General features: G+C 51.3%; 15 protein-coding genes and 1 pseudogene. 14 read left to right on the forward strand and 2 right to left on the reverse strand.

Annotation, left to right across the window (positions count from 1 at the left end; genetic code table 11):
- The first annotated feature begins 72 nt into the window (after positions 1-72).
- The 5 genes from smc to B4C79_RS15185 all read left to right on the forward strand — a co-directional run bounded on the left by smc (position 73) and on the right by B4C79_RS15185 (position 8,440).
- Positions 73-3,600 carry a chromosome segregation protein SMC gene (gene smc / locus B4C79_RS15165; protein WP_291751988.1) on the forward strand — a complete coding sequence of 1,176 codons (3,528 nt, stop codon included), beginning with the start codon at positions 73-75 and terminating at the stop codon, positions 3,598-3,600.
- On the forward strand, positions 3,597-4,679 hold the full coding sequence (locus tag B4C79_RS15170; protein WP_171099118.1) for a hypothetical protein: 1,083 nt from the start codon (positions 3,597-3,599) through the stop codon (positions 4,677-4,679). The genes smc and B4C79_RS15170 overlap by 4 nt, the downstream gene beginning before the upstream one ends.
- A complete protein-coding gene (gene ligA, locus B4C79_RS15175) occupies positions 4,676-6,748 on the forward strand; it encodes an NAD-dependent DNA ligase LigA (RefSeq protein WP_291740661.1) in 2,073 nt (690 codons plus the stop codon). The genes B4C79_RS15170 and ligA overlap by 4 nt, the downstream gene beginning before the upstream one ends.
- A 66-nt stretch (positions 6,749-6,814) precedes the next feature.
- Positions 6,815-7,690, forward strand: a complete 876-nt coding sequence (gene galU, locus B4C79_RS15180) for a UTP--glucose-1-phosphate uridylyltransferase GalU (protein ID WP_171099114.1) — start codon at positions 6,815-6,817, stop codon at positions 7,688-7,690.
- Positions 7,691-7,693: 3 nt separating this feature from the next.
- Positions 7,694-8,440 (forward strand): S-methyl-5'-thioinosine phosphorylase, encoded by a 747-nt coding sequence (locus tag B4C79_RS15185; protein WP_171099111.1) that lies wholly within the window; start codon positions 7,694-7,696, stop codon positions 8,438-8,440.
- Between the two features lie 27 nt (positions 8,441-8,467).
- Here the strand turns inward: B4C79_RS15185 and B4C79_RS15190 are convergent, their stop codons facing one another.
- The gene (locus B4C79_RS15190; protein WP_414673433.1) at positions 8,468-11,020 is read right to left on the reverse strand and encodes a [protein-PII] uridylyltransferase; all 2,553 of its coding nucleotides are present in this window, start codon (positions 11,018-11,020) and stop codon (positions 8,468-8,470) included.
- Positions 11,021-11,078: 58 nt separating this feature from the next.
- A pseudogene (map, locus tag B4C79_RS15195) lies at positions 11,079-11,900 on the reverse strand (type I methionyl aminopeptidase); the annotation flags it as partial.
- A gap of 195 nt (positions 11,901-12,095) precedes the next feature.
- Here map and rpsB point away from each other — a divergent pair.
- The 9 genes from rpsB (at position 12,096) to bamA (ending at position 21,861) form a co-directional block, all read left to right on the forward strand.
- Positions 12,096-12,851: a 30S ribosomal protein S2 gene (gene rpsB, locus B4C79_RS15200; RefSeq protein WP_105029123.1), complete on the forward strand. Its 756-nt coding sequence runs from the start codon at positions 12,096-12,098 to the stop codon at positions 12,849-12,851.
- An 80-nt stretch (positions 12,852-12,931) separates the two neighbouring features.
- Positions 12,932-13,822, forward strand: coding sequence for a translation elongation factor Ts (tsf, locus tag B4C79_RS15205; RefSeq protein ID WP_275270847.1), 891 nt, complete (start codon positions 12,932-12,934; stop codon positions 13,820-13,822).
- Between the two features lie 115 nt (positions 13,823-13,937).
- Positions 13,938-14,648, forward strand: a complete 711-nt coding sequence (gene pyrH, locus B4C79_RS15210; RefSeq protein ID WP_105029121.1) for a UMP kinase — start codon at positions 13,938-13,940, stop codon at positions 14,646-14,648.
- A 66-nt stretch (positions 14,649-14,714) separates the two neighbouring features.
- Entirely contained in the window at positions 14,715-15,275 is a 561-nt protein-coding gene (frr, locus tag B4C79_RS15215; protein WP_105029120.1) for a ribosome recycling factor, read from the forward strand.
- A gap of 7 nt (positions 15,276-15,282) precedes the next feature.
- Entirely contained in the window at positions 15,283-16,071 is a 789-nt protein-coding gene (locus B4C79_RS15220; RefSeq protein WP_105029119.1) for an isoprenyl transferase, read from the forward strand.
- A 24-nt stretch (positions 16,072-16,095) separates the two neighbouring features.
- Positions 16,096-16,938, forward strand: coding sequence for a phosphatidate cytidylyltransferase (locus B4C79_RS15225; protein ID WP_291740396.1), 843 nt, complete (start codon positions 16,096-16,098; stop codon positions 16,936-16,938).
- Between the two features lie 8 nt (positions 16,939-16,946).
- Complete coding sequence (gene dxr / locus B4C79_RS15230; protein WP_291740394.1) at positions 16,947-18,146, forward strand: 1-deoxy-D-xylulose-5-phosphate reductoisomerase; 1,200 nt, start codon at positions 16,947-16,949, stop codon at positions 18,144-18,146.
- A 13-nt stretch (positions 18,147-18,159) separates the two neighbouring features.
- Positions 18,160-19,503, forward strand: coding sequence for an RIP metalloprotease RseP (rseP, locus tag B4C79_RS15235; RefSeq protein WP_171099102.1), 1,344 nt, complete (start codon positions 18,160-18,162; stop codon positions 19,501-19,503).
- Positions 19,504-19,554: 51 nt separating this feature from the next.
- The gene (gene bamA, locus B4C79_RS15240) at positions 19,555-21,861 is read left to right on the forward strand and encodes an outer membrane protein assembly factor BamA (protein WP_171099100.1); all 2,307 of its coding nucleotides are present in this window, start codon (positions 19,555-19,557) and stop codon (positions 21,859-21,861) included.
- The last annotated feature ends 20 nt before the right edge of the window (positions 21,862-21,881 follow it).

Below are 21,881 nucleotides of genomic sequence, written 5' to 3' on the forward strand. Positions count from 1 at the left end.
AGGTCAGCGGGTTTTCAAGTTCCCGTGGGTTGAAGTTTTTATTCGTTCTATTGGTCTCATTTCCACTTCATCGTGCGATTAACTCACATTCGTTTAGCTGGCTTTAAGTCATTTGTTGAACCAACGTCCTTTGCCGTGCCCAGTAATCTGGTGGGTGTGGTGGGTCCGAACGGCTGTGGCAAATCCAACATCATCGACGCGGTACGCTGGGTACTGGGTGAATCCAAGGCGTCGGAGCTGCGTGGCGAATCCATGCAAGACGTGATCTTTAATGGCTCCACCAACCGCAAAGCGGCCTCGCGTGCCAGCGTAGAGCTGGTGTTTGACAATGCAGAAGGCAGGGCAGGCGGCAGCTGGAACCAATATTCCGAAATTTCCGTTAAACGCGTGCTCACACGCGATGGCGCTTCAACCTATTACATCAACCAGCAGGCGGTTCGCCGCCGCGACGTCCAGGATATTTTCCTGGGTACAGGTCTTGGGCCACGCGCCTATGCCATTATCGGGCAGGGCATGATTGCCCGTATTATTGAAGCCCGCCCGGAAGAATTGCGCATTTTTCTGGAAGAGGCCGCAGGTGTATCGAAATACAAGGAACGCCGCCGGGAAACTGGCAATCGTTTGGCCGACACGCGCGACAACCTCATCCGTATCGAAGATATTCTTCGCGAATTGACCAGCCAGATTGAGCGACTGGAGCAGCAAGCCACCGTGGCGCGGCAGTTCAAGGAACTTGAAGAGGCTAAAAATACCAAGCAGCGCTTGCTTTGGTATATCCGCTATTCCGAGGCGTTAGAGCAGAAAAATACTGGCCAGGCCAAGCTTGAACGTGCCAAAGCTGATCTTGAGGCCATTCAAAGCAAATCGATTAGCACCCAAACAGAACTGTTTGCTGTGCGTGAAAAGCAGGTGGACGCCCAGCAACAGCTGGAGAACGACCAAACCCAATGGATTGAATCCAACAGGCAAGTAAGCCGTCTTGAAGCTGATTTGCGCGTGATGGCTGAATCACGCGCACGCCTGGGTACTCGAGTGGCCGAGCTTGAACTTGAAATTCAAAACTGGACTGTGCGGGAAGAAGACGCGAAGGCACGATTGGAAGAAATCAGTGGTTCTACTGAAGAACAGCAAGCCGAGCTGGAAGAACGAATTATTGCCCTTGAAGAGGCCGAGCTGGCCGTCGAGCCAGTTGAGCTGGCCTTGCAGGCTGCGCGATCCGCTGTAGACCAAAAACGCGCCGGTGTCATGCAAATACAGCAGGCACTTGGCCAGGTTTCTTCGCAGCAGGAATCAGCCAGCCGTGCCGAAAACACGATTCAAGTGAAATTGGATCGGCTTGAAAGCGAAAAGCAGCAAATTGCAGCACCTTCGGTACACGAAATGGACGAAGTCCAATCTCGGGTCCATTCCCTTGAACGGGAGCTTGACAATGCCACCGGCAACCTTGCTGAATTTGAAAGCAAGTTGGCTGCTGGTGGTGCCGAACTTGATCATGTTCAAGCCTCATTCAATGCTGAGCGGGACAAGCATGCCAACGCGCAGGCGCAATTGCAGGCACTTGAGAAATTAAACGAGCAACTTGCCGAAAGCGCTGAGTTAAAGCCCTGGGTTGAAAGTAGCGGCCTTGGCGATACACCGCGCTTGTTGGGCAAGTTACAAGTGGAGCGTGGCTGGGAAAGGGCACTTGAATCGGCGCTGCGGGAGTCGCTTGACAGCTTTCAGGTACGAACGCTTGACATGGTTGAGGGCTTTGCCAAACAGCCACCCCCTGCACGCGTGGCTTTCATGGAATCAGCGAGTCAGGGCGGTGGTTCAAACCTTTCTGTTGGTCCGGAAGACCTGGCCAGCCTGGTGCGCTGCACCGACTCTGCCATTCAGCAATCTTTGATTCAATCACTGGCTGGGTACCTCCTGGCCCCCGATTTGCAAGCCGCACTGGCGAAACGAAAAACCCTGAAGCCAGGCCAGCGGATCTTCACGCCACAAGGGCATTGTGTCAGCGCCACAGGCGTGTCTTTTTATGCGGCAGACAATGCGCAAAGCGGTCGGCTTGAGCGCCAGCAGCAAATAGAAGCCCTGCGTACAGAAGTGCGCGCGCTAGACATGTTGAAAAATGAATCCATGGCCAAGCGCGACCAACTGCAATTGCGCACGGGTGAAATGAAAGCCCATGTGGTGCAAGCGCGTCAACTGGTTGAAAGTTTGACCAAGCGACTGCATGAAGCCCAGGTACAACTGATTCGCTTGCAAGAGCAGCAAAGCAGGGCAGACAGCCGCCGGGAACAAATTGGTTTAGACCTGGCTTTGTTGCAAAGCGAACTGGAAGAACAGCGGGCAATTTTACTTGAATCGGAAGACAGGTACGCCGAACTGGATGAGCAGCTTGCCGTCGCCAGCGATGCGCTCGAAAGCCAGAAAGACAAAGTGACTGAAGCAGAACAGGCGCTGCGCGACAAACAGGCGCAGGTGCAGAATGCGCTGCGTAAAAAGCAGGATGCAGAATTCAATATTCGTAATCAGGAATCTCGCCAACGCGAATGTGAACGAGACATTGCTTTTGCAAGCAGTCAAATTCAGCAAATTCAGCAACGCAAACAATTGGCGTTGGCTGAACTTGAGGGGCTTTCTGAAACCGAAGGTCAAGAAGCATTGCAGCTTGCCTTGGAAGAGCGCGTAATTGCAGAAGAAAAAGTGGCAGTTTCTCGTGATGCGCTAGAACAAATCATGGCGAAGGTATCTGAGCTTGAACGTGCGGAAAAAGAAAGTGACAAGCAGGCTGATCCACTGCGGGATGCGGTACAAGACCTCGCATTAAAAATTCAGGCCGCTGAACTCACCATCGAACAATACAAGAATTTGATGGACGAAGTGCAGGCCGATGTAAACGAATTGGGTCAGCAATTCGTTGCCATGGATGTACCTCCGAAAGCATCAGTGCTTCAGGCCGAAGTAACCCGCCTTACCAACGGCATGCAAGAGTTGGGAGCAGTGAACCTGGCTGCGCTGGATGAACTGGCTGCTGCAACAGAGAGAAAATCATTCCTTGACCAACAGGCCGGCGACCTGATTGAAGCCATGGAAACCCTTGAGGATGCGATCCGCAAAATTGACAAAGAAACACGCGACCTTCTCTCCGAAACTTTTGGTGTGGTTAACGGGCATTTCTCGCGCCTCTTTCCCAAGTTGTTTGGTGGTGGAGAAGCCCGCTTGGTCATGACTGGCGATGAAATTCTGGATGCAGGCGTGCAGGTATTTGCCCAACCTCCCGGCAAGAAAAACGGCACCATTCATCTCTTGTCGGGTGGCGAAAAAGCACTAACGGCCACAGCACTGGTTTTCGCAATTTTCGAGTTGAATCCTGCACCGTTCTGCTTGCTCGACGAAGTTGATGCACCGCTGGACGATGCGAACACCGAGCGTTTCACCCGCTTGGTCAAACAAATGTCTGAACAAACCCAGTTTTTGTTCATTTCCCACAATAAAATCGCCATGGAAATGGCGCAGCAGCTGATCGGCGTCACGATGCAGGAGAAAGGTGTTTCCCGCATTGTTGCCGTTGACCTGGCGGCTGCAGAAAAAATGGCAACGGAAACCGTATGAACGACCTACAACTTACCCTGCTGATTGTTGGAGGTGGTGGCATTGCTGCCATGATCGCTTACAACTGGTGGCAAGATTATCGACTGCGCAAACAAGCCAGCGAACGTTTTGGTGAAACCGATCAAGACCCGCTGTTGAATACGGGTTCTGTCAAATCGAGTTATGAGCGTACAGAGCCCGGGTTCTCGGGATCACAAGAGTTTGACTCTTCCCCTGAATTGGATGAAACAGGCGGAGAAGCAGACTTTAATGCACACCGAGCTGACAGCCATTTGCAAAATGAACCGCAAATGACAATCGACAAACGCCTGTTTGCAGATTTCATCATCCGTTTCGACGAAGACAAAGATGCCAACACCTGGAAGGCCCTGATCGACGGGTTGGAACAAATCAATCGCAAGCGAATTATTTATTCTGCCAGCCCAGACGCCGCTGAAAACGCTGATACGCTGTGGTTCAAGGCAAGCCCCTATGAGGGCACCGCAAAATCCTTGAAAGCAAGCGTTCAAATTGCCAACCGCAAAGGTCCGCTCAGCTCAATCGAGTTTTCTGAAGTGCTTGGAAAATTCAGGCGATTTGCTGAAGACCAGAATGCGGACATTGAATTTCCCGAGATGAAGGAAGTGGTGGCCAAAGCTGAAACGCTGGACCAAGCCGCGGCTGCTTTGGATACCTTGCTCGGTCTGCATTGCCTGTTACCTGAAACCGTACAGGAAAGCACCGCAGTCGACATGCTTGCTGTGGCAGGTTGGGTGCAAAAAGGCCACCAGTGGTTTCTCAATGATGAATCCGGCACCCTGGCCAGCATGGTAATTCACAATGCGCCCGGCAAACGCCTGTTGAGCTTTAGTATTGACGTACCCAATTCAGCTGAACCCATTAAAGCCTTGGGCGATATTGTCACCGTATGCCATGGCATGAATGAAAAATTCGGTGCACCGCTAATGGACGATTCTGGCCGAACCTTGAGCACTCAAGCCATTGAGGGCATCTACAACCAGTTGATTGAACGGGTTCGTAATTTGACCGATTCTGGCTTCAAGCCGGGTGCACCTGTAGCTCGCATTTTGTTTTCATGACCAATCTGGATTTGTTTGACAGCAACGGCAGTGGCGACAAATCCGATGAGCAGGACGAGTCTCCAAGCGCGGCAATTCGCCGCCTGATTGAACTGCTGAACCGCTGGGAACATGCCTACTATGTGCTGGATGCACCTGAAGTGCCGGACTCCGAATATGACCGGGTCTATCAGGCACTTCAACAACTCGAAAACAGCCACCCCGACCTGATTCAGAGTGACTCCCCCACACAACGCGTTGGTGGCAAACCCGCGGATGGCTTCGAGCAGGTTAAGCACCGCGTACCCATGCTGTCGCTTGGCAATGCCTTTGATGACAGCGACGTGCTTGCCTTCGATCGACGGGTCAAGGAACTGGCCGACCTGCCGATAGACACCACAATTGCTTACGCGGTTGATCCAAAATTTGACGGATTGGCCATCTCAATTCATTACAAAAACGGCATTTTCCAACAAGCGATTACTCGCGGCGACGGCACGGTTGGTGAAGACGTATCTACCAATGTAAAAACCATTCGAAGCTTGCCCTTGAAATTAAAGGGAAGCAAGGTGCCTGAGCATTTGGAAGTGCGTGGCGAAATTTTCATGTTCAAGAAAGATTTCGCACAGATGAATGAGAGGCAAGCGGAACTTGGCCTGAAAGTTTTTGCAAATCCACGCAATGCTGCAGCTGGCACCATTCGCCAACTCGACCCCAAAATAGCTGCAAGTCGACCGCTGCGGTTTTACTGCTATGGTGCGGCCCTTGAACGGGATCAGTTGCGTGAACTAAAAAGTCAATCCGCCATGATGCAATGGCTGTCTGGAATGGGCCTGCCTGTTTCAGAACTTAGCCAAACCGCCTTGGGTGCCGAGGGCCTCTTGACCTTCTACCGCAGCGTGGGCGAGCGCCGCAGCACATTGCCTTTTGAAATTGACGGCGTGGTTTACAAGGTAGATTCTTTTGACCTTCAAGATCAACTTGGTTATGTGGCCAAAGCGCCGCGTTTTGCAGTGGCCCACAAATTTCCGCCCGATGAAGTGCTCAGCCGCCTGCTGAACATTGAAGTACAAGTGGGCCGTACAGGGTCGATCACACCGGTTGCAAAACTTGAACCCGTGAAAGTGGGTGGTGTTGTTGTATCGTCTGCCACCCTGCACAATCTTGATGAAATTCAACGCAAGGATTTGCGGGTAGGTGACCAGGTTTTGGTTCGCCGTGCCGGCGATGTAATTCCCGAGGTGTTGCCTTTCCCGGGCAACCAGCGCAGCGCAGGAAGCTGCGCCTTTGTCATGCCGACACACTGCCCAATTTGTAATTCACTGGTTCAAAAAGAAGAGGGCGAAGCTGCTTTCCGGTGTACAGGCGGCTTGGTGTGCAAAGCCCAGCTTACGCAGTCGATTATTCATTTTGCGCATCGACGTGCCATCGACATTGAGGGCCTGGGTAGCAAACTGGTTGAAGTACTGGTTGACAAGGAATGGGTAAAAACCCCCGCAGACCTGTTTCGCCTCGAATTTGATGCCTTGGTTCAGCTTGAGCGCATGGGAGAAAAATCGGTGCGCAACCTGCTGGACAGCATCGAAAAGGCCAAGCAAACCACATTCGGCAGATTTTTGTTCGGCTTGGGAATACGGCATGTTGGCGAGGCTACCGCCCGTGATTTGGCGGCCTATTTCAAGAATGTGGATCGGCTGATGAGCGCCACAATTGAAGAACTGCTTGAGGTCAACGATGTCGGCCCTGTGGTGGCGGAATCCATACGGCAATTTTTTGATGAACCTGCCAATCAACAGGTTGTACGCGAATTAATCTCACTGGGACTTGCCTGGCCAACCGAAGACACGCAAACAGCTGATGAATCGCATCCTTTCTTTGGAAAAACATTTGTGCTCACCGGCACGCTTGGCCACTACAGCCGGGATGAAGCTGGCGCATTGATCATCGCTCGTGGCGGTAAAGTAACTGGCTCGGTGTCCAAAAAGACAGATTACTTGTTGGCCGGGGAGGCTGCTGGCAGCAAACTGGACAAGGCCGCAGCCTTGGGCGTGACTGTACTTGATGAAAGTACATTTCAAGGTATGCTTTAAACATAAAACGTTATTGTGTTTATTATTTTTTTATTTCTTCATTAATGGACTACGGAGCGAGCAATCATGACCCGAGTTAGAAAAGCTGTGTTTCCTGTTGCGGGTATGGGCACCCGATTTTTGCCTGCCACCAAAGCCAGCCCAAAAGAAATGATGCCCGTGGTGGACAAGCCACTGATTCAATACGCGGTGGAAGAGGCACTTCAAGCGGGCTTGAGTGAGCTGGTGTTTATCACCGGTCGAAGCAAGCGTTCCATTGAAGACCATTTCGACAAGGCCTATGAGCTTGAGGCCGAACTTCAGGCCCGCGGCAAAACCGCACTGCTTGAAATAGTGAAAAATATTGTACCCAGCCATGTGAACTGTATTTACATTCGGCAGATGGAACCTTTGGGACTTGGCCATGCTGTGCTGTGCGCGGAGCCCGTTGTTGGTACAGAGCCTTTTGCTGTGCTGTTGGCCGACGACCTGATGGATGTGGACAAAGGCACCCCCTCTGTGACCCATCAAATGGTGAAGGTGTTTGAACGTGAGCATGCCAGCGTATTGGCTGTGCAGGAAGTTGATCCCTCTGAAACCAAATCGTACGGTATCGTCTCCAGCACTCCCTGGAACAATCGCTCCGAGCGGGTTAATGCCATTGTTGAAAAGCCCGATCCCAAAGACGCACCAACCAACCTGGCGGTTGTGGGCCGTTACGTGCTGAATTCTCAAATTTTTGATCACATCCGGAAAACGGGCAAAGGCGCTGGCGGAGAAATTCAGTTGACTGACGGTATTGCCTCACTGCTTGAAGATCAACCCGTGTTGGCTTACCGCTTCACCGGAACCCGCTTCGACTGCGGCTCGAAAATGGGTTACCTGAAAGCCACAGTGGAACTGGGCCTGAAACACCACGAGGTGGCTGCAGAATTTGCTCAATACCTCAAAGACAGGAAGTAAGCCATGTATGCAGTGTTGGGAGGCAGTGGTTTAAGCCAATTGCCGGGTTTTGAAATTACCATGCGCAAGGTTCAGCGAACACCCTACGGTGAACCCTCAGGCGCACTCACAATCGGCATGCTGGCGGGCCACGAAATTGTTTTTCTGGCACGCCATGGCTATGGGCATACCATTGCCCCCCATCAAATCAACTACAGGGCCAATATTTGGGCTTTGTCGCAACTAGACATCGACGGCATTTTGTCTGTAGCGTCTGTAGGTGGAATTCGCCCTGATTTGAAACCAGGACAGCTGGTGGTTCCTGATCAAATTCTGGACTACACACACGGGCGCAATGCCACATTTTTCGAAGGTGACAACCAGGCAGTACAACACATCGACTTCACATGGCCTTATGACCAGGCCCTTCGTACTTCATTGTGCCTTGCAGCCGATGCCATTGGTGAGCAAGTGGTGCAGGGCGGCTGTTATGCCTGTACACAGGGGCCTCGCCTGGAAACTGCGGCTGAAGTGAAGCGTTTGGCGCGCGATGGTGCCGATATTGTCGGCATGACCGGCATGCCAGAGGCCAGCCTGGCCCGCGAACTTGAAATACCCTATGCGCACCTAGCTTTGGTGGTCAACCAGGCTGCTGGAGTGGGAGAAAGCGCTCAGGAAATTTCTCATGCCCAGATCAGCAGAACAGTTCATGAAGGAATGGGACGGGTCATGGGAATTATCAAATCGATGGTGCAGCTGCACGACGAATGAAAGGGCAAATCAGCCCTTTCATCGCGTTCAAATTGAAAGCAACTCGAGTAGCTCGGCTTCCAGCTGAATTTGAAGCTTCCCGGAATTCAAAGACTGCCCGTACAGCAAAAAGGTATCTTCGGCCCTTTCGCCCAAAGTCATGATTTTGGCGGTTTGTACGTTCACCTTGTATTGGGCCAACAATCGCGTAATCGAGTAAAGCAGTCCTGTTCGGTCAGTGGCAGATACGGTCAACAAATATTGGTTGCCTTTCTCATCTGGTTTCAAATCCACAGAAGGGCGCACCGGAAAGTGCCGGGATTGCCTGGACATTCGCCCAAAAACCGGTGGCTCAAGCGGTTGACGCTTGATTAACCTGTCCTGAAGCTCTGCTTCGAGCAGTGACAGGGTTTCACGGTAAAACTCATGGTGACTGTCGTGCTGAATCAGGAAAGAATCAAGGGCGTAACCATGCGAGGTGGTGTGAATTTTCGCATCCAGAATGCTCAAGTTCTTGGAATCAAAATATCCACAAATACGTGCAAACAGGTCCATTTCATCGCGGGTGTACACCAGCAATTCCAGGCCTTCACCAATCGGCGACAGACGTGCTTTCACAATCGGCTGCTCTGTATCTACGCGCCAGTATAGATGCCTCGTGTGCCAGGCAATGTCACTAGGCCCTTGCCTGAGAAAGTACGACACATCAAGCTGGGCCCACAATTTGTCCTGAACATCATCGGAAAGCGCATACAAGCGCAAAATTCTGCGCGCCTCCGCCTGCTGCTCGGCAAGCATTTGCCGGCGGTTGGGCGCCTCGCCACCCAAATACTTCAATGTCAGGCGGTAAAGGTCTTCCAGCAATTTGCCTTTCCATGCATTCCACACTTTCGGGCTGGTACCACGAATGTCAGCCACAGTCAGCAAGTAAAGCGCTGTCAGGTTGCGAGGAGTTTTCACTAGCGCAGCAAATTCCTTTAGCACTTCAACATCTGACAAATCTTTTTTCTGGGCTGTATTCGACATCGTCAGGTGATGCTTCACCAGAAAAGCCACTAAATCAGTGTTCTCCTGGTTCAATCCGTGATCTTTGCAGAATTTGCGGGCGTCCACTTCGCCCAGCACACTGTGATCACCACCCCTGCCTTTGGCCACGTCGTGAAACAGGGCGGCCACGTACAACAACCAATGGTCATCAAAGTTGGCCATCAATTGGCTGCAATAGGGATACTCGTGGGCGTGTTCTGCCATCGTGAATCGACGCAAATTACGCACCACGGTCAGAATATGCTGGTCTACCGTGTACACGTGAAACAGGTCATGCTGCATTTGTCCCACAATTTTCCGAAAAACCGGCAAGTACCTTCCCAATACGCTGGTTTCGTTCATGCGCCGCAACTCATGAACGATGCCTTGCGGTTGTTTGAAAAACTCAATGAACAAAGCCTTGTTGACCGGGTTTTTCCTGAAATCGCTGTTGATTTTGACCCGGCTGTGCCACAACTGGCGCAACATTCTTGCGCTCATGCCTTTTAATCGCGGATTCTGTTGCATCACGATAAAGGCGCGAAGCATCGCGGATGGGTTTCTGGCAAATACTTCGTCATCCCGAATATCGAGCAGAGAATCTGTTTCCTGAAACTCATCATCAATTACCACAGGCTCTGCATTGGAGCCGAAAATCGACAGCTCAATATTTTGGAGCAAGATAGTGTTCAGCTGCATGACGGCCTTGGCAGCCAAGTAATACTGCTGCATCAGCTGTTCGCTTGATCGTTTTGCAGCAGTAGGGCGGTAACCCAAAGACTCCGCCAACTGGGTTTGAACGTCATACACAAGCCTGTCTTCCCGGCGGCCAGTGGTGACATGCAATTGATATCTGATTTTCTTGAGTGTTCGCTCGTTGTTTCTTAACTTTGCAGCTTCAAACGGTGTGATCAACCCTTTTTTGGCCATTTCAGCCCAACTGTTGCCCAAGTTGGCGGCTCGGCAAACCCATGAAATGACATGCAGGTCTCGAAGTCCACCCGGACTTTCCTTGCAATTGGGTTCAAGGCTGTATGGTGTCTCCTGATACTTGGCATGGCGCTGCCGAAGTTCCAGGGTTTTTTTGCGAAAGAAGGTTTTTACTTCAAGTAGTTTTTGAAGAGTAGAATTCAGTGTCCTGAAATTACTGGAATTTCCAGCCAGAAATCGAGATTCTACAAGCGCAGTCTGAACAGTGATGTCTTTGCCGGCTTCCTCAACGCATTGCTTGGGTGTTCTAACGCTGTGGCCAATTTCAAGGCCAATGTCCCAGCCCGAACCACAAAAGGTTTCAAGCTTCTCGGTGTTGACCTCGTCCGGTTCCTGATCAATCAGGATCAACACATCCACATCGGAAAATGGAAACAACTCTCCCCTTCCATAGCCACCCACAGCAACCAGGCTGTATTGCTTTGGCATGCCAATGGCATTCCAGAGGGCAACCAGAGCCTCATCCACACAAACACAGCGCTTTCTCAGAACAGCTTCCACCGCTGATGCAGGTGTGTTCTGGTCAAAAGGTGTAAGCCATTGATGGGCTTGGCTTTTCAACTGGGTTTTGATGCGCACCCGCACCGCGTTAAGGTCAAGTGCGGCTGATTTGTCAACCGTTGTCGCCGGTTTGTTGCTCAATTCAGGCCGCCTGTGTTTTCAAACGAGGATTCGCTGGGGTGCCGGCAGACTGAGTCAAAATTTCATAGCCATCCGCGGTCACCAAAACTGTGTGTTCCCACTGTGCAGACAAACTGTGGTCTTTGGTCACAATGGTCCAGCCGTCCGGCATTTCCTTGATCTCCCGGCGGCCCGCGTTCAGCATGGGCTCGATGGTGAAAATCATGCCTTCTTGCAACCTCACACCGGTACCAGGCTTGCCATAGTGCAACACTTGGGGTTCTTCATGAAACTTCGTGCCAATGCCATGGCCACAAAATTCCCGAACTACCGAGTAGCCGAAGCCTTCAGCAAACTTTTGAATGGCAGCACCCACATCGCCCAGCGTGGCACCTGGTCGCACTTGCTCAATGCCGATCCACATGGCTTCAAAGGTAATCTCGCACAACCGCCTCGCAGCAAGCGAACCCTCGCCAACAATAAACATGCGACTGGTATCACCGTGATAACCGTCTTTAATGACGGTGATGTCAATGTTGATGATGTCGCCGTTCTTCAGCTTTTTAGGGCCAGGCACGCCGTGACAAATTTGATGATTGACCGACGTGCAAATTGATTTGGGGTAGGGCGTGTAGCCTGGTGGCGCGTAATTCAACGGGGCGGGTATTGTTCCCTGCACATTCACCATGTAATCGTGGCAAAGTTTGTCGAGTTCTTCGGTAGTAATGCCAGCGACCACGTGTGGGCCGATAAAATCCAGCACTTCCGAGGCCAAACGGCCTGCAACACGCATTTTTTCAATGTCGTGCTCGTTTTTAATCACAATATCCATGGTTTTGTTTAATTCCTGCTTGAGCTAACGTATTTTAACCGAGTATAATCTTTGGCTGCTCTAGAGCTATGGCTAACTGGCTTAGTTAGTTGGTGCTCACGAGTAAATTTAATGGTTTGTGCGACAGGGTGCTAGTTATTGTTGGTTTATTAACCCGATGCTGGCCCAGTACAAACCCATTCAACCCTGTCTATACTGGAGAAATTCATGGCAGCATCAATGCGCGAAATGCTGGAAGCTGGTTGCCACTTTGGCCACCAAACCCGCTTCTGGAACCCAAAAATGGCCCCCTACATTTACGGCCATCGTAACAAAATTCACATTATCAACCTGGAAAAAACCGTCGTAATGCTCGACGACGCGCTGAAATTCGTGAAGCGCCTGTCAGCCAACCGCGGCAACATCCTGTTTGTATGTACCAAGCGCCAAGCCAAAGAGATCATCGCCGAAGAGGCACAGCGTTGTGGCATGCCTTATGTTGACCAGCGTTGGCTGGGCGGCATGTTGACCAACTTCAAAACCGTCAAAACATCCATCAAGCGCCTGAAAGACATGGAAGCCATTATTGCCGACGGCGGTACTGAGCGCATGTCCAAGAAAGAAGCCCTGATGTTCGCCCGTGAACTCGAAAAGCTGAACCAGTCAATTGGTGGCATAAAAGACATGCCCACTTTGCCGGACGCCATTTTCGTATGCGACGTGGGTTACCACAAAATTGCCATTACCGAAGCTGAAAAGCTGGGTATTCCGGTGGTGGGTGTTGTGGATACCAACCACTCGCCAGCAGGCGTTAGCTACATCGTTCCCGGTAACGATGACTCCGCCCGTGCCATTCGTTTGTACGCCCGTTCAGTTGCCGATGCCGTTTTGGCTGGCCGCGACCAGGCTGTAAACGACGTGGTTGAAGCCATCAAAGGCGGCGACGACTTCGTTGAAGTGTCTGAAGAGGGAGCTGAGGGCTAATCAAGCCTTTGCCTTCCGATGGGGCGATCAGTCGCCCCTTTTTTTTGTCTAATTCAGAATCCGACTTTAGGAGAAAATCAATGGCTGAAATTACAGCAGCAATGGTTAAAGTACTGCGCGAGAAAACAGACGCGCCCATGATGGAATGCAAAAAAGCCCTGACCGAAGCCGCTGGCGACATGGACAAGGCCGAAGAAATTTTGCGCGTCAAGCTGGGCAGCAAAGCCAGCAAGGCAGCCACTCGTGTAACCGCTGAAGGCTTGGTTGGTATTTATATCAATGATTCCAACAAGTTGGGAACAATCGTTGAAGTGAACTGTGAAACTGACTTCGTGGCCAAAAACGATGACTTCCTGGCTTTTGTAGCCAACGTGGCCAAGTTGATCGCCGACCACAACCCAGCCAATGTTGAAGCATTGTCGGCATTGCCTTTGGGCGAAGGCACCGTTGAAACAGTTCGTGCAGCCTTGATCGGCAAGATCGGAGAAAACATGTCTGTGCGCCGCTTCAAGCGCGTGGAAGCCAAAGGCAGCCTGAGTTCATACATCCACGGCGGCAAAATTGGCGTACTCGTTGATTACACCGGCTCCGACGAAAACGTGGGCAAAGACGTGGCCTTGCACATCGCCGCAACAAAGCCCAAGGCTTTGCATGAAAGCGGTGTTCCACAGGAAGACATCGACCGCGAGCGTTCAGTGGCCAAAGCCAAAGCGGAAGAATCTGGCAAACCAGCCGACATCGCAGAGAAAATGGTGGAAGGTTCCATCAAGAAATTCTTGAAGGAAGTTGCCCTGCTGTCTCAGCCTTTCGTAAAGGACGACAAGCTCACCGTTGAAGCCATGCTCAAGAGCAAGGGCAGCGAAGTAAATGGCTTCGACCTGTTCATCGTTGGTGAAGGCATTGAGAAGAAGGTAAACGATTTTGCCGCTGAAGTTGCCGCACAAGCTGCAGCTGCTGCCGCAGGCCGTTAATTCCTTTGTTTGAAGAGGGGTTTCTCGACTCGGGAAGCCCCTTTTTATTTGCATGTCGACGAAGTTCTGTGCTTTACGTTATAGAATCCTGACAATGATCCAACAAGAGGCTTGAATGACAGCATACAAACGTGTGTTACTCAAATTGTCAGGCGAAGCCCTGATGGGCGAAGACTCCTACGGCATCAACCGTCAAACCATTGAGAGAATGGTTGCTGAAGTTGCAGAAGTCTCCGCATCAGGAGTGGAATTGGCAGTTGTGATTGGTGGTGGCAATATTTTCCGTGGAATTGCCCCTGGCGCAGCCGGCATGGACAGGGCCACTGCTGACTACATGGGAATGATGGCCACCGTAATGAACGCGCTTGCACTGCAAGATGCATTTCGGCGCGCTGGCGTAGAGGCCAGGGTTCAATCGGCGCTTAACATTGAGCAGGTTGTTGAGCCCTACATTCGACCCAAAGCGATCCGATACCTTGAAGAAGGCAAAGTCGTGATATTCGCGGCAGGAACAGGCAACCCATTTTTTACAACCGACACCGCAGCAGCATTGCGGGGCTCCGAAATTGGCGCTGAGGTTGTTCTAAAAGCAACGAAGGTTGATGGTATTTACACCGCCGACCCCAACAAAGATCCTACCGCCACCCGGTACGAAAGAATTTCGTTCAATGAAGCGATTTCAAAAAACCTCGAAGTCATGGATGCCACGGCGTTCGCCCTGTGTCGCGACCAAAAACTTCCAATTCGGGTATTTTCCATCAACAAGCCCGGCGCATTGCACCGAGCGGTTGCTGGTGAAAACGAGGGCACCTTGGTGCATATGTAACTAACTGGCCATTCGATCGACTAATTAATTCACTAATTAATCCACTTAGGCAGTGAGAATTCAATCATGAGCGTTGCAAACATTCGAAAAACGACCGAAGAAAAGATGGTGAAATCCATCGAGTCCCTGAAAACCGATCTGCAAAAAGTGCGCACCGGGCGTGCACACACCGGAATTCTGGATCATGTTCAGGTTGATTACTACGGTTCCATGGTGCCCATTTCGCAAGTTGCGAACTTAAGCCTCGCAGATGCACGAACCATCGTGGTTCAACCTTGGGAAAAGAACATGGCCAACGCCGTGGAAAAGGCCATTCGTGAATCAGACCTTGGCCTGAACCCTGCATCCATGGGTGAAACCATTCGGGTTCCAATGCCCGCCTTGACCGAAGAGCGTCGCCGAGAATTGACCAAATTCATCAAAGGCGAGGGCGAACAAACCAAGGTGGCGATTCGCAACCTTCGCCGGGACGCCAACGAAGCGCTGAAACGCCTGGTCAATGACAAGGAAATTTCAGAGGACGATGAGCGCCGCGCACAGGCGGACATTCAAAAATTGACCGACAAGTTTGTCTCTGAAGTCGATCAGGTTTTGCAGTCCAAAGAAGCCGAAATCATGACGGTTTAAGTGATTCATGACCGTCTACACCAGCTCAACTCTGGATGTGCCCAGCACATCCAACATTCCAAAGCACGTTGCAATCGTGATGGATGGAAATGGCCGTTGGGCTAAAAGTCGCCTAATGCCGCGATTTGCAGGGCATAAGCGTGGCGTGGATGCCGTCAAGCGCACCGTTCAGGCCTGTTGTGAACTGGGCGTAGAACACCTCACACTGTTTGCTTTTTCTTCAGAAAATTGGCGTAGACCTCCAGAAGAAGTCAGTTTGCTGATGCGCCTGTTCATACGCGTACTTCGCAAAGACGTCGAGGCCATGCACCGCGAAAATATTTGTCTGCGGATTATTGGCGACACCACAGCGTTTGAACCAGAATTGCAGGCAGCGATCGCCTCTGCACAAGAACTCACCAAAGACAACAGCCGACTGTTTTTAAACATTGCTGCCAATTATGGTGGTCGCTGGGACATTCTCCAAGCAACAAAAAACATGCTGAAAAGCAATCCTGAATTGGCCAACAACCCGGATCAAATTTCGGAAACCGACCTTTCCAGGCACTTGTGTCTTCAGGGAAGCCCAGAACCAGACCTGTTCATTCGCACCGGTGGGGAACAAAGGGTATCCAATTTCCTGTTGTGGCAGTTGGCGTACACTGAATTTTATTTCACAGACAAATTTTGGCCCGATTTCGGCAAGCCGATGCTGCTCGAGGCCATTGATTCCTATAACAACAGAGAGCGACGCTTTGGTCGAACCTCCGAGCAAATTCAGCCCCCCGTGGCCAATGTTCGGCAATCCGCCCAGTGATTCAGTTCTCAATCGAGACATATCATGCTTAGAACGCGTGTGATCACGGCTGTGATCCTGCTGATCGTGTTGCTAGTTGTTTTGTTGTACGGCGGCGAAATTGGCTGGAATCTTTTCGTTTTGACGGTGCTGGTGGGCGCATTTTGGGAATGGGCCCGACTTGGTCTTTTCGAACCAGCGAAAGCTGTCGTTTACGCATTAGCGGGCGGAGCACTTTGTGTCTTGATAGAGCGCTCCTTGAATCTTCAAACCCAAGCCTTTCCCTTGCTTGCCTTGGCCAGCGTGTTCTGGGTTGCATTTGCCCCCTGGTGCCTGCGAAATGTGTCGGTGGGCATATTGGCCAACAAAAGCATTCACGGCCTGGTGGGCTTCGTTCTGATAGCTGCGGCGGGTTTGGCTTTGGTCATTACCAAAACCTACGGCATTGTTTTTCTGCTAAGCACCATTGCAATTTGCTTTGCAGCCGATATTTTTGCCTACTTTTTTGGCAAAACCTTCGGAAAGCGCAAACTTGCGCCCCGAATTTCTCCAGGAAAAAGCTGGGAAGGTGCAATCGGCGGCGCGTTCAGCGTTGTGGCGCTGAGCTGGATTGTTGTTTTACTGGCCGGCACCTACCCTGAATTGAAGAACACCTGGCAAGCAATGGCTTTTGATCGGTGGCATCCCATCGTATTCACCTTCTGGCTGGTGGTCTTGAGTGCATACAGCGTGGTGGGCGACTTGTTTGAATCCATGCTTAAACGCAGGGCAGGTCTGAAAGACAGCAGTCAACTGCTGCCAGGCCATGGAGGTGTTCTGGACCGGATTGATGCACAGTTGCCCGTGCTACCCCTTGCAATTTTGCTGGTCAGTGCAATCGTGGCTTGAGTTGAACAATGGATTTGCAAAAACTACTTATTTTGGGTGCCACAGGCACCATTGGTGTCAACACTCTGGATGTGGTCGCAAGGCACCCTGACCGTTTTCAGGTGTATGGCCTGGCTGCTGGCAAAAATATTGAGTTGCTGTACGCGCAAGCCTGTGCACACCGCCCCAAGGCACTCATTATCTGCGACGCCGATGCACTGAGTCAGTGGCACGCCCTGGGCTTCAGCGAAAAACTTCGCGAGCAACTGGGTTACATCCCGGACATTGGTGGTCAGAGCGATCTGGAGTCGCTTTGCCAAAGTGAGCAAGTTGACATTGTTGTGGCCGCGATCGTTGGTTCTGCGGGGCTAAAACCCACGCTCAGTGCATTGCAAGCCGGAAAAAGGGTGTTGTTGGCCAACAAAGAGTCACTTGTTCTTGCCGGACAGTTCATGATTCAGGCGTGCTTGCGCTCGGGCGCTACAATTTTGCCGGTCGACTCCGAGCACAACGCCATTTACCAGTGTTTGCCTGCCAATTATGATTTATGCAGGGCCGACGAGTTTGGCGTCGAAAGGCTGGTTCTGACCGCTTCTGGCGGCCCCTTCAGGAACAAGAGCCTGGCGGAACTTTCTCAAGTCAGTCCTGCCCAAGCCATAGCGCATCCGAATTGGGTCATGGGACGGAAAATTTCGGTGGATAGCGCCACAATGGCAAACAAAGGTTTAGAGTTGATTGAGGCACTGTGGCTGTTTGGTTTACCCGCCAAGCAACTTTCGGTGTTGATTCACCCACAATCGATTGTTCATTCATTGGTGGAATACAAAGACGGCAGTATGTTGGCACAACTGGGTTGCCCAGACATGCGAACACCGATCGCCCATGTCTTGGGTTTGCCCGATCGAATTGAATCCGGTTCACCACGCCTGAACTTGGCGGCTTTGGGTAAGCTGGACTTTGAAGAACCCGACTTGAGTCGTTTCCCGATGCTGAAACTGGCCTTTGAAGTGTTAGAGAAGCCTGACACCTTGGCGCCAGTGTTCAACGCGGCCAATGAAATGGCAGTGGACTTGTTTTTGAATGAAAAGATTGCTTATATGGACATTGTGAAGCTGACGCAGCTGTGCATGTCCCGTTTTGCGTCAACGTCAATTGCAAACCTGGACGATGCCTTTGCACTGGACGTTGAGGTGCGCGCCTTTGCAACCGAATGCGCCGGGAAGTTTTAAACACAGGATCTTAATGCTGAATTCAATTGTCTCATTCCTGCTTGCCTTGGGCATTCTGGTGTTCATCCACGAATATGGTCACTACTCTGTGGCCCGCTTCTATGGCGTGCGCGTAATTCGGTTTTCTGTGGGTTTTGGAAAACCCATATTCAGGTGGATTAACCGCAAAACCAAAGTGGAATGGACTGTTTCATGGATTCCCTTGGGCGGTTATGTCCGAATGCTGGATGAGCGAGACCCAGACAGTCTCAAAGGCCATGACATTGAGCTTTCCGAGGCGTTCAATCGCAAACCAGTTGGTCAACGCATTGCCATTGTATTGGCCGGCCCCTTGGCCAATCTCGTTCTTGCTGCCCTCATTTATGGCTTTCTTGCCTACATGCAGCCCATGGGCTTGGCCACCCAGGTTTCAGAGCCAATCCCCAATTCAATCGCTGCCAATGCAGGTTTGATGGGTGGCGATGAAATTACCGAGGTGAACGGTGACCGGACCAAAAACTGGAATGAAGTGTCCTGGGCCCTGATCAAGGCCAGGCTTTTCCGTGACGATCTCTCAATCAAAGTGAACCGTGGCGGATATGAATTGTTTCTGGAGCCAGTTCAATCCTCGGAGGTTAATGCCGAGTTAGGACCGTCCTTGACGCGCGAACTTGGCTTTTCCCCGATCGAAAAAAGCGTCTTGGTCCGGGCCGTGGGCGAGGGCAGTGCGGCCGCCGCTGCGGGCTTCTTGGCGAATGATCAATTGCTCAGCGTGGAAGGCATACCCGTTGAAACATCAGCCCAATTTACAAGCCTGATCAAAGAACGCCCGGCACAGGAAACCACAGTGCGCATCCGTCGAAACGATCTGGACATCAGTGTTTTGGCCGTGCCCGAGAAAACCCAGCTTGAAAATGGCGAAATCATCGGCCGACTTGGCTTGTCGATTGGCGGCGAATCGGTGATTGTGAACAATCCCCTGAATCCGGTTGAATCGATCGTGGAGGGCACTGGCCGAATGATCGAAGTCAGCGTTTTTTCACTGGCTGCCTTGGGTAAAATGGTGACGGGCGATTTGTCCTGGAACCACCTCAGCGGGCCAGTGTCCATTGCATCAGCAGCGGGTGAATCATCAAGCCTCGGGATTCTTCCTTTTTTCGGTTTTCTGGCCATGGTTTCTGTTAGCCTAGGCATTTTGAATCTTTTGCCGATCCCCCTCTTGGATGGTGGGCACTTGATGTATTATTTGGCCGAAATCGTCAGAGGCAAGCCCGTTGATGAGGTTTGGCAAATTCGAGGTCAAAAACTGGGTATCTTGCTGATTGGCATATTGACCAGTGTTGCTTTTTTTAATGATATTCAAAGGCTAATTTTCTAAAGGCCTTCATATATTGGTTCCAGCCTGACGGGGCTGGTAGGAACGATCTGAATGACAATAAGAAGTACTCTGTTTCCAGCGCGCTTGGTTTACCCAGTCGTGGCCACCTGCGCTTTGTCAGTGGGCGTTGTACATGCCCAGGCAAACCAGTTTGTGGTGAAAGACATCGAGGTAGAGGGGTTGCGCCGCACTGAGGCGGGCACGGTATTTAGTTACCTGCCTATTCGCGTGGGTGACACATTCACCGACGAGAAAGCCCTTCAGGCCATTCGCTCACTTTTCGCAACCGGTTTTTTTGAAGATGTCAAAATTTCGGCCAAAGGTGATGTGTTGGTGGTGACTGTGGTTGAACGCCCGGCAATCGCCTCTGTAGAAATTAACGGCACCAAAGAATTTGACAAGGAAACCCTGAAAGAGGCGCTGAAAGGTGTCGGTATTGGTGAATCCCTGATTTTCGACAGGTCGCTGCTTGACAAAGCCGAGCAGGAGCTGAAGCGTCAGTATCTGTCGCGCAGCAAATATGGCGCACAGGTTCAAACCCGTGTTGACCAATTGGCGCGTAATCGCGTTGGCATTACGTTCAACGTCGATGAAGGCGAATCTGCCTCAATCAAGCAATTAAAAATTCTGGGAGCAAAAGACTTCGAGGAAGAGGAACTGCTTGAGGAGTTCGAACTGAGCACCGGCGGCTGGATGTCGTGGTACAGCAAGAATGATCAGTATTCCCGGCAAAAGCTGAGTGGCGACATTGAAAAGTTGCGTTCCTTTTACCTGAATCGTGGTTACGCCGATTTCAACATCGAAAACACCCAGGTTCAAATTGCACCCAACAAGCAAGATATCTTCATCACCATCACCATCAAGGAAGGTGAGAAATTCACCTTCGGTGACATCGAGCTTTCGGGCCAGTTGCTGGGGCGCGACGATGAGTTGCGTTCGCTGATCAAAATGAAGAAAGGCGAGACTTTCAATGGCGAATTGTTGACTGACAGCTCCAAAGCCATTCAAGACCGCCTGGGTAACTATGGCTACGCCTTTGCCAATGCCAACGTGATCCCCGATCTCGATCGTGAAAAGCGTGTGGTGAACATCAACATGGCTGTTGATACGGGCAAACGAGTTTATGTTCGCCGCATGAATGTGGGTGGTAACACCCGCACCAAAGACGAAGTCATTCGCCGTGAGTTCCGTCAGTTCGAATCATCCTGGTACGATTCCAGAAAAATTCAGCTGTCCAAAGAACGCGTTGACCGCTTGGGCTATTTCTCCAACGTGGATATCGAAACCCAACCCGTACCAGGAACATCGGATCAAATCGATGTGAACATGCAGGTTGAGGAAAAACCGACAGGCAATTTGTTGCTGGGTGCTGGTATTTCAAGTACCGACAGCTTGGTACTTTCTGCTGCCATTCAGCAGCAAAACCTGTTTGGAACCGGTAAAACCGTTGGGCTGGAGTTAAACACCAGCAAGGTGAACCGCACAATTTCGTTCTCACAAACAGATCCGTACTTCACGATCGACGGGGTTTCCCGCAGCTTCGAGGTGTACAACCGCCGCACAGACCCCAGCGAGTTGAATCTGGGTGACTACATCATCGAAACCACTGGTGCTGGCCTGCGTTTTGGTTATCCCATCAGCGAATTCGAACGTATTTCGTTTGGTGCAGGTTACGAAGGCACAGACCTTGAGGTGGGCCCATTCAGCCCGGACCGTTTCCAGCGATATGTGGATGACTTTGGCAACTCAAGCTACGCTGTTTTGCTCAACGCGGGTTATTCGTTTGATTCACGCGACTCGGCGATTGCACCAACACGCGGCCGAGTCACCAGGTTGACAGCTGAATACGCCACCCCGCTGGGCGATCAGGAGTTCATTCGCACCACTTATCAGGAACAGTTTTACTTCCCAATTGGCAAGCTTTACACCTTGGCATTAAACGGCGAGATCACAGGTGGTTTTGGTTTGGGCGACTCGCCTTACCCAATTTTCCGCAATGTATACGCAGGTGGTATTGGTACGGTTAGAGGCTATCGCTCATCCACTTTGGGACCCCGTGACGCCGACAATGTACCCATTGGCGGCTCCAAGCGCGTTATTGCCAATGCAGAGTTTTTCTTCCCGATCCCGGGTATGTCGAAAGACCGTACCTTCAGGGCGTTTACCTTCCTGGACGCGGGCAATGTTTTCCAAACCAATGAGAAGATCAAGTTTGGTGAATTGCGATACTCAACCGGTGTGGGTATTTCCTGGCTGTCCCCAGTTGGGCCTTTGAAGTTCAGCTTGGGTGTACCGCTGAACAGAGAGCCACAGGACGAAACCCAACGTGTTCAGTTCACGATTGGTACAGGCTTCTAAATTCGAACAAATATTGGAGA

Source organism: Limnobacter sp. UBA7229, from assembly GCF_002473065.1.
GTDB classification, from domain to species: Bacteria; Pseudomonadota; Gammaproteobacteria; order Burkholderiales; family Burkholderiaceae_B; genus Limnobacter; species Limnobacter profundi.